The 8,398-nt window shown below is 38.1% G+C and carries 7 protein-coding genes; 4 read left to right on the top strand and 3 right to left on the bottom strand.

The window, feature by feature from the left end; translation table 11 throughout:
* The first annotated feature begins 497 nt into the window (after positions 1-497).
* On the top strand, positions 498-2,744 hold the full coding sequence (locus H5119_RS08230; RefSeq protein WP_259399624.1) for a hypothetical protein: 2,247 nt from the start codon (positions 498-500) through the stop codon (positions 2,742-2,744).
* 221 nt (positions 2,745-2,965) lie between these two features.
* Here H5119_RS08230 and H5119_RS08235 read toward each other — a convergent pair whose 3' ends face one another.
* On the bottom strand, positions 2,966-3,859 hold the full coding sequence (locus H5119_RS08235; protein ID WP_077536706.1) for a bifunctional GNAT family N-acetyltransferase/hotdog fold thioesterase: 894 nt from the start codon (positions 3,857-3,859) through the stop codon (positions 2,966-2,968).
* A gap of 163 nt (positions 3,860-4,022) precedes the next feature.
* Here H5119_RS08235 and H5119_RS08240 point away from each other — a divergent pair, with 163 nt between their 5' ends.
* On the top strand, positions 4,023-4,733 hold the full coding sequence (locus H5119_RS08240; protein WP_182701878.1) for a spermidine synthase: 711 nt from the start codon (positions 4,023-4,025) through the stop codon (positions 4,731-4,733).
* Here the strand turns inward: H5119_RS08240 and dtd are convergent.
* Both dtd and H5119_RS08250 read right to left on the bottom strand, forming a co-directional pair.
* Positions 4,730-5,167 (bottom strand): D-aminoacyl-tRNA deacylase, encoded by a 438-nt coding sequence (gene dtd / locus H5119_RS08245; RefSeq protein WP_182701879.1) that lies wholly within the window; start codon positions 5,165-5,167, stop codon positions 4,730-4,732. The two genes, H5119_RS08240 and dtd, sit on opposite strands and share 4 nt — an antisense overlap.
* The gene (locus H5119_RS08250) at positions 5,168-6,073 is read right to left on the bottom strand and encodes a virulence factor BrkB family protein (RefSeq protein WP_182701880.1); all 906 of its coding nucleotides are present in this window, start codon (positions 6,071-6,073) and stop codon (positions 5,168-5,170) included.
* Positions 6,074-6,160: 87 nt separating this feature from the next.
* Here H5119_RS08250 and H5119_RS08255 point away from each other — a divergent pair, with 87 nt between their 5' ends.
* Complete coding sequence (locus H5119_RS08255) at positions 6,161-6,817, top strand: DUF2959 domain-containing protein (RefSeq protein WP_182701881.1); 657 nt, start codon at positions 6,161-6,163, stop codon at positions 6,815-6,817.
* A 141-nt stretch (positions 6,818-6,958) separates the two neighbouring features.
* The gene (locus H5119_RS08260; protein WP_182701882.1) at positions 6,959-8,050 is read left to right on the top strand and encodes an MBL fold metallo-hydrolase; all 1,092 of its coding nucleotides are present in this window, start codon (positions 6,959-6,961) and stop codon (positions 8,048-8,050) included.
* Positions 8,051-8,398 lie beyond the last annotated feature (348 nt).

Consider the following 8,398-nt stretch of genomic DNA (forward strand, 5'->3'; position numbering starts at 1 on the left):
GGCAGAGTCTATGTAGTGTGGTTATTCCCCATAAATAGGCGATAACGTAGCATAAATGCCAAACATGCGCTGCCCGAAGGGTTCTATCTAGGGGCAATTTACTCTTTGTTGCTCGGTTTTTACTTAGCCCACAAACCTCACGCCGCGATTAAATCCCCCCTAGATTGAACAAATTTTAATCCTGAAAGATCAACAGGCCCTAGTAAGTATTCGCCCTTAATCAAAAATAAATATTACCCGTTTATCACTTGTATAAACGGGTAATATTTTTAAAAATGAGATCAATTTTACTGCTACTTATGATGCTTTAATCATTAAGCCTAGCCTCTGTTAACCAAAAAAGTATCCAAATAATAATGAGAGAACCCTTCTTAATCACTGTTTTGACTTTAAGTAACTCGTTATTTATTTAATTGCTGGATAATTGCGCAGTTTTTCACCATTCTACTATAGTTAAATAATTGAATGAATGGAATATAAAGTTATAAGGGTGCGCAATGCCAATTAATAAGACAACGCAAACTAAATCAGTAGCGGCTAAAGCAACTACCAATAAACCATCACTGAACAACCCCGCTGTTAGACCTAAAGTTGCGCCCACTAAACCTCAGCCATCTGATGAATTTGATATTATTGTAAAAAACAAGCCCGTAGAAGCTTCTGAACCCTCCCCTATATTTGATAGCGAATACCAATACTTTACAGAAAAAGATATCAATAAAATTCTAAGCCACCTAGATAAATTAAGAGCCTCTGTATACCCAGAAAGTTATGAAAATATGGACAGTGGTGGTGATAAACCTAACTTTCCATCTGTTTGTTTAATTGGTTTAGGGCGTTGTGGTTCTAATATTGCTTTAGATGTTGCGTCACTTGTGCACGATGCTCGCGACTACTATTTAGCGCAATACCGTAATGATTTAACAAAAGCAAAAGAACAAGAAACAAGGCCGTTAAAGTGGATACAAAGAAGCATCAACTTACAAAGCAGTAAAACATTTAAACCTGTTTTCTTAATTGAGCCTTTAGTTATGTTGGGTGATCTAGATAAAGATATAGAAGGACGGATCCGATTCTCATCCAAGGGGACTAATGGCGGGTTTATTGAAAAATATAATAAACTAAAAATAATGGATTTATCGGAAGTTCACGCTGGTGGTGCAGGTAATGCACCGATATTAGGTCAATATCTAGCAAAAATAATTTTAAATAAAGATACAGAGCATTTTAATAATCAAGATTGGAAATACATACATTCCTATCTAATTGATTCATGCGGGATCAGGGCAAATCAATCTCGATTATATTTTTACATATTCAGTGCTGGCGGTGGAACTGGCTCAGGTATGGCATCTGAGTTTGGACTTGCACAGCAATATTCATACATTAATAAGACCTTTGATATAAAGCCAGAAAACTCAGCTACCAGTCAAAATCAATCTTTTGTTTTTGAACCGATATTTACTAGTGGTATTTGTATTTTGCCTAACATATCGGACCATCAGGAAATGTCTGAAGCGTTGCACATTAATGCAGGGCGCCTGTTGTGTAAGTATTTATCTGAAGAATGGAATTTTTCTTATAATATGGACAATAATGAAAGGACAGGTACAGACACCAACAAACTCAGACCTTGGAATGCCATGATGCTAATTTCAAACGACATTATGCGCTATGCTGAGCAAAATGATGCAAGTAATGGTATGCAGTACATTGACGTTAACTCGATGGAAAAACATGCTAATCAATATATTAGTCAACAAATCTTCAACATATTGACTGCCCAGTCAGTTACTACCGATTACGATCAGGACTACTTTAGACGCGCAGGTATAGATATTGGTGAAACAATTAGACTAGATGCAAACGATTTATTTATGAGCTTAGCCGGCCCTGTGGCGATTGCTTACGCGGAATCAGTTGTTGCGGATAATGCTGAAAAAATAAAGGTATCTGACAAAGGACAAAGTGATCTAGATATTGATGATTTATTTTTCCGGTCTATCGATTTACCGCATTTTAATAAAACAACGCAAGCAATTGAAGGTATTAGTTTATTACCCATTGAAGCGAGCCGTTATAGCGAACTGCTCAAAAAATATCAAGAAAGTGGTTATAAGTCTGAAGCTCTAAAAGAACTGCATTTTTATAAACACTGCTCTTCTGTTGTTTCTATTGTCTCCTTGCCAAAAGATTATAAATTATCTTATTTAGATTTAAATAAGCTTAAAATGCACTTAAATAATTTATTTCCGAACACAACTCTTAAACGTTACGCACTCGTTATAGGTGCCTCTGCAAATCTATCTATGACGACATTAATTGCTAAAAGCCCTTGTTTAAGCGACGATTTTTTAACTTTAATTGTTTCTTATATTAAACGCTGTTTTGCCAAAATCGATTATCGTTACGACGATACACTGGATAACGCTGTTATTGAGTTTATTCGTGCTGATGAGTTCGATGACGCTAAATTGGAAGCCATGCTCGAGAAATTTGAAAATCCAGCCAAAATCCTCGATACAAATTGGTATGCAATTAAGCCCATGTATGAGAAAAAATATAAAGAGTTGATAACAGATAAATCTAAGTTTACTTCGATTAACGATATTCGTTTATCTGTAGATTGTGTAAAGCAAGCTATTTATTATTTAAGAGAAATTTATCGTCACCGCATCAGTAAAACTCGTATTATCTCACTTAATGGCGGCGTATCAGTTAGTCGCCCTGATTCAGAGTCATAAGTGATTTGCATGAGTACAGTTCATAGTACATCGATTTGATAATGATATAACCTATGCAATAACGATGGGGATAAACCCATCGTTATTGCAGCACATTCTGCTAACCACGCTGAATTTACTAGCAATATGCCGCTATAGCCCAAGTTAATTAAGCTATAAAGCATTTCAACTTGAGCTAAGTAGACACTTGGCTTTTCAACATATTTAAAATCTCAGTATGGCTATTTTTTTACAACAAACTGTCCTTCAAACTCAGCAACAATGTCATTACCATCAAAAATAGTGACTGGGACCAAGTAGCTTGCCTTTCCTTCAGTTTCTAAATCGCTAAGTTGACCTTTGCATGTTTGAATATCAACGCTACCACGTGGATCTGTATTAAGCGGTTTTAAATACTTAATACTCGCATCGGCTAATACAATATTACCTTCAAGCCCTGCTTCTTTAAGTGCTAAGTAAGTAGCCCCCCATCCAGTGAGTGTAGCTAAGCTATAAATAGATCCTGCAAACATCGTATTATGTAAGTTCAAATTCGCGTCTAAATCAGCACGAGTTGTGAACTGCCAATCGGTATAGCTTTCTACTTTAATCCCCATTGCATCACTAATTGGAATCGACTCACGCCATGTATTTTGTAGTACTTGAGTCCAATTAGGATGGCGGAACCAACCTGGCTCGCATGGCTTTTGTTTTATCATTTTAAAGTGCTGCACATCGCCATACGCTAAATGTGCTTTCTCTTTTAATTCATAACCGTGGCGTTTATAAAACTCTAGCGCACGTTCGCGAGCAAATAAAACCAATTCACCTGCGTTTTGAGTCCACGCTATTTTTTCGAGCTCATGCAACAAACGACTGCCAATATGTTGGTTACGATTTCCTTCGGCAACTGCCATGTAACGTACTTGTGCTTGCTCATGATTATTAAAATGCAGACGCGCGACGCCAAGTACATCACCCTCTTTATTTTTTATAAAGCGGTGCTCTGCATCTTGTTCTAAATCATCTTGCTCAGAGCCACGTGGCTCGCCCCAAGGAGCGCGTAATACCTGCCAACGCAACTGGTAATAGGCTTGCCAATCTTCGCTACTTTGGGGGGTGCTTACCTGAAACATACATACTCCTGTTGTTTGGCCATAAAGAAAATAGACTACAGCGCTTATTTATGGCAAATACCATACTCCATCTTTAAAAAACTGCAAATACGACTTTAGTGATGACAACTCAATACGTAAAAAATTAATGACACAAGCCATTGCGCTTTGATAAAGCTGGTTTATGCTAAAGGTCATGAGCGATTATATAAATGTATCTACAGGCCTAATTAATAGCCACTTTATTGAAAATAGCCACAACGAAGGTCTATTACTTTATTGGCATAAATATAATGGCGACCATATTCAGGTACGTGAGCATGATAATTTAAGATGGTTATTAATTAACGACACGCTGCAATCTGTTATCGATACAACAAACTCATCCGCTTTACTTTTTCCACATTTGCAATACTTAGCAAATCAATGGCAATCTCTCACTTCACCTAATAACGTACTTGAACTTGGCTTGGGTGGTGGTGCTATTCGCAATTACTTATTTCACCAATATCCACATGCAAACGTCATGTCAGTAGAAAAAAATGCTGATATTATTAATTGCTATACACAGTTTTTTTCATCAAGAAAAAATGAGCAACTAGTTTGCGCTGACGCACAACAGGTTTTAAAAACAGCGCACAATATAGATTGGATTATTTTAGATTTATTTAGCCAAATAGACGCGCCTCGGTTTTTATTTGAAGAAGCATTTTATAAAAAAATTTATTTGGCTTTAAATAACAACGGCGTGTTATTTATTAACTTTTTATCCCAGCATGAGTCGCAATTAAAGCAACTTCAGCAACTCTTGTTTGATGTATTTGACTGTACAGTCAGCCCGCAAAAAGTTACGGGCTACGTGAATCATATTGTCGTGGTAACCAAAAAAGCTTAAACAGATAAGTTAAACGTAACGGGTCCATCGTTACACAAACTTACTTGCATATCGGCACCAAACTCACCGGTGGCTATCGTAAGCCCCAACTCTTTAGCTTTATCAACAAAGTACTCGTAAAGCTCATTAGCTTGGCTTGGCGTTGCCGCAGACGAAAAACTAGGGCGCATACCCTTTTTAGTATCAGCCGCTAGCGTAAATTGCGACACCACTAATAACTCGCCTTTAATATCTTTAAGGCTTAAGTTCATTTTGTCGTTTTCGTCAGTAAAAACACGGTAATTACTTACTTTATGTAACAGCTTATCGGCCGTTTGCGTGTCATCATGTTTTTCAACGCCCAGTAACAACAATATACCTTGGCTAATTTCGCCTACAACTTGATTATTAATTTCTACCTTGGCATGCTTTACGCGCTGTATTAACCCTTGCATTTAAACTGTGTCCTTTGCTGTTGGCTTGTCATCTTCAAACTCAATATCGGGTGTTTCTGGTATTTCATCTGGGCTAATACACGCTGTAAATTCAGCGCCTAGCAAAACAACAACCCACGATAAATACACCCAAACAAACAAAATAGGAATCGTCGCTACTGCACCATAAATAACTTCGTATGAAGGAAAATGGCTGATATAAAGTGCAAAACCTTTTTTAGTTAGCTCAAACAAAAGTGCCGCAAATAATGCCCCAGGTATCGCGGCTTTAAACGACACTCGCGTATTAGGCACTAAGGTGTAGAGCATAATAAAGCCCACCATCGAAATTCCATACGGTAATAGCTTTAACAAAAACCCACTAAATCCTGGAATTCCCTGATCAGCAAACGATACCAGCGACACGATGTAAGAAGTAACACCAATGCTGGCACCAAGTAACATAGGCCCTAAACTCAATACCATCCAATACACAGCAAAGGAGATCATCATCGGGCGCTTTTTCTTTATTCTCCAAATACGATTTAACGTGGCATCCACATTGCGTATTAACAGCAAGGCTATTGCTGCTAAAAAACCAATACCTACTGCGGTCATTTGGTTTGCGTTACCGGCAAATGAGCTAATATGCTCTCTAATAACGTCAGTAGAGGTCGGCACAAAGTTAGTAAACAAAAAGCTCTCTATTTCGAGGCGAGTAGATTCAAAACCTGGGAACGCTGAAAATATAGCAACACCCACAGCGATTAGCGGCACCAAAGAAAGTAATGTAACGTAGGCTAAATAGCCGGCATTAACCGTTATTTGGTCGTCTATACAGCGATTAAAATACTGCATCCACCAGCTTGGCTGCTGGCGTATAAAGGACTTAGCTTGCTGTTTATAATGGGAGAGCTTATCATTCATACAATTGACTTGTGCTTATGTGGTTTTGATTATAATAACAATCAGCGCCATAATTTACAGCACTAACACGCGTAAACAGGAATTAAGATGAAAAAACAAACATTACTTAGTGTTTCCATTCTTGCACTAACACTTACTTTGTCAGGTTGCCAAACAGCTTATTACTCTGCGATGGAAAAAGTCGGTATTCACAAACGCGATATCCTTATTGACCGCGTAGAAGAAACCAAAGATTCTCAACAAGAGTCTCAAGAAGAATTTAAATCAGCGCTTGAGCGCTTAACTACTTTAATCGATTTTAATGGTGGCGAACTACAAGACACTTACAATCAGTTAAACGATGATTACGAGTCGAGTTTAAAAGCCGCCAACGAAGTATCAACTAACATAAATAAAGTAGAAGACGTAGCAGAAGCACTTTTTGATGAGTGGAGCGATGAGCTAGAACAATACAAAAGCGCATCACTTAAACGTGAAAGCAACAAAAAGCTAGCCGCTACTCAGCGCCAGTTTGAACAGCTACTACGCTCAATGCGCAGCGCAGAGAGCAAAATGGAGCCAGTATTAACATCGCTTCATGATAACGTTTTATACTTAAAGCATAACTTAAACGCACAAGCGGTATCGGCTATTAAAGGCGAGTTCACTAATCTTAAGCGCGATATTCAAGTACTAATGAACGACATGAATAAATCGATTGAAGACTCGAACAAGTTTATTAAACAAATGAATAGCGCAGGCTAAACTAGTTCATTACACGTAAAAATACAAAAGCCCGCAATTTTGCAGGCTTTTTTGTTTTTACTTTTTGTTACTTTTTAACCACTTATTAATCTAACGTTTTTGGTACACTTTCATAAATTAGAATTAAAATAAAAAACTACAATGAAAATAAGTACCTTAACTCTTCTAGCTATCTCTAGCTTACTAACCGCTTGCGGAACTGCTAATCACATAAAAAGAATCGCAGGGCCTAATACCGTCGTACCACTGCATAAAGATGGCGAGCGCGAAGGACGCTACCATAATCTATACCCAGGCAAAAAAACGTACCCTATTAGTTGTGAAAATGACTGCTATCCAAGCAACACTCATTTGCAATGCGAAGAAGAAAGTGAAAACTGCCAATATATTGCTGAACAAGCAATTCCAAAATTAAATACCGGATACACTGTTCGCTGGCTTGGCCATGCAGGGTTTATGATCAGCACCCCCAACGGACAGCAAGTGGTATTTGATCCTGTAAAAGAGCAGTTCGATTCGCCAGTCGCACTTGGCTTTAAACTCGCAGGTGGTATTTATCGTAAACCAGGAGCTTGGCCAAACAAGCAAGAACTCGAAAATATTGACGCAGTAATGTATTCCCATATTCATTATGACCACTTTAACAAAGCCGATATAGAAGAAATAGGTAACAAACCACGCTACTTAACGCCACTGGGAATGGCTGATAACTTCCCAACAGGTGGATTTAACATTAGCGAAATGGCATGGTATGCAAAAACGAGTATTGACGATTTAACAATTCATGGCGTACCTGCACATCACTTTAGCAGTCGTATTTCGGTGCCTTTTATTTACGAAGATAACGATAAAGACCTATGGAATGGCTGGTTGCTCGAACAAAACGGCAGTACCTTATTTTTTGCAGGCGATACGGGCTACTCAAAACACTTTAGAGATATACAAACAAAATATGGTGATATCGATGTGTGCTTAATACCAATCGCTTCTTACTACAGTAAAGATAGCCCTGACTGGTATCGTTACGTCCACACCACCCCAGAAGACGCGCTAACCGCAGCGCAAGAGCTTAACTGCAAAGTTATGATACCGTGGGGATACGGTAACTCAAGCTGGAAGATGGGCGACCATACTAGCCACTCAGCCTTACTGCGCTTATTGCATATGTACAATAAAATGGATTCAAAAGTACCGCTGTATATTTTAAATGAAGGTGAAATAATTAAACTTTAACTAATGCACGTAGGTTGGGTTGAGCTCAGCGAAACCCAACGAAAAAATACCCTACCAACAAACACTGATGCTTTGTATTATCGGCTGCTTTAAGCTGCCCTCTTTTATTTCTTATTCCTTTCTTTTTGAGAAAATACTATCCCTTGTATGTTGAGAAAACTGTAATACGCCATAGTAGTGACCAAACCTGCGTAGAGCTTTTATCTCTGGCTCTATTTCATCCGGTAATCCTCCCTAAAAATAATAGATGCCAAATGTAGAATTTTCTCTTATTGTAAACACAGGAGAAAATTATGAAAAAAGCACATTTTACAGATAGTCAGATCCTTGCCATTTTAAAACAAGCAG

Origin of the sequence: Pseudoalteromonas sp. SG45-5 (assembly GCF_014164085.1) — a bacterium.
In the GTDB taxonomy this organism is placed as follows: Bacteria; Pseudomonadota; Gammaproteobacteria; order Enterobacterales; family Alteromonadaceae; genus Pseudoalteromonas; species Pseudoalteromonas aliena.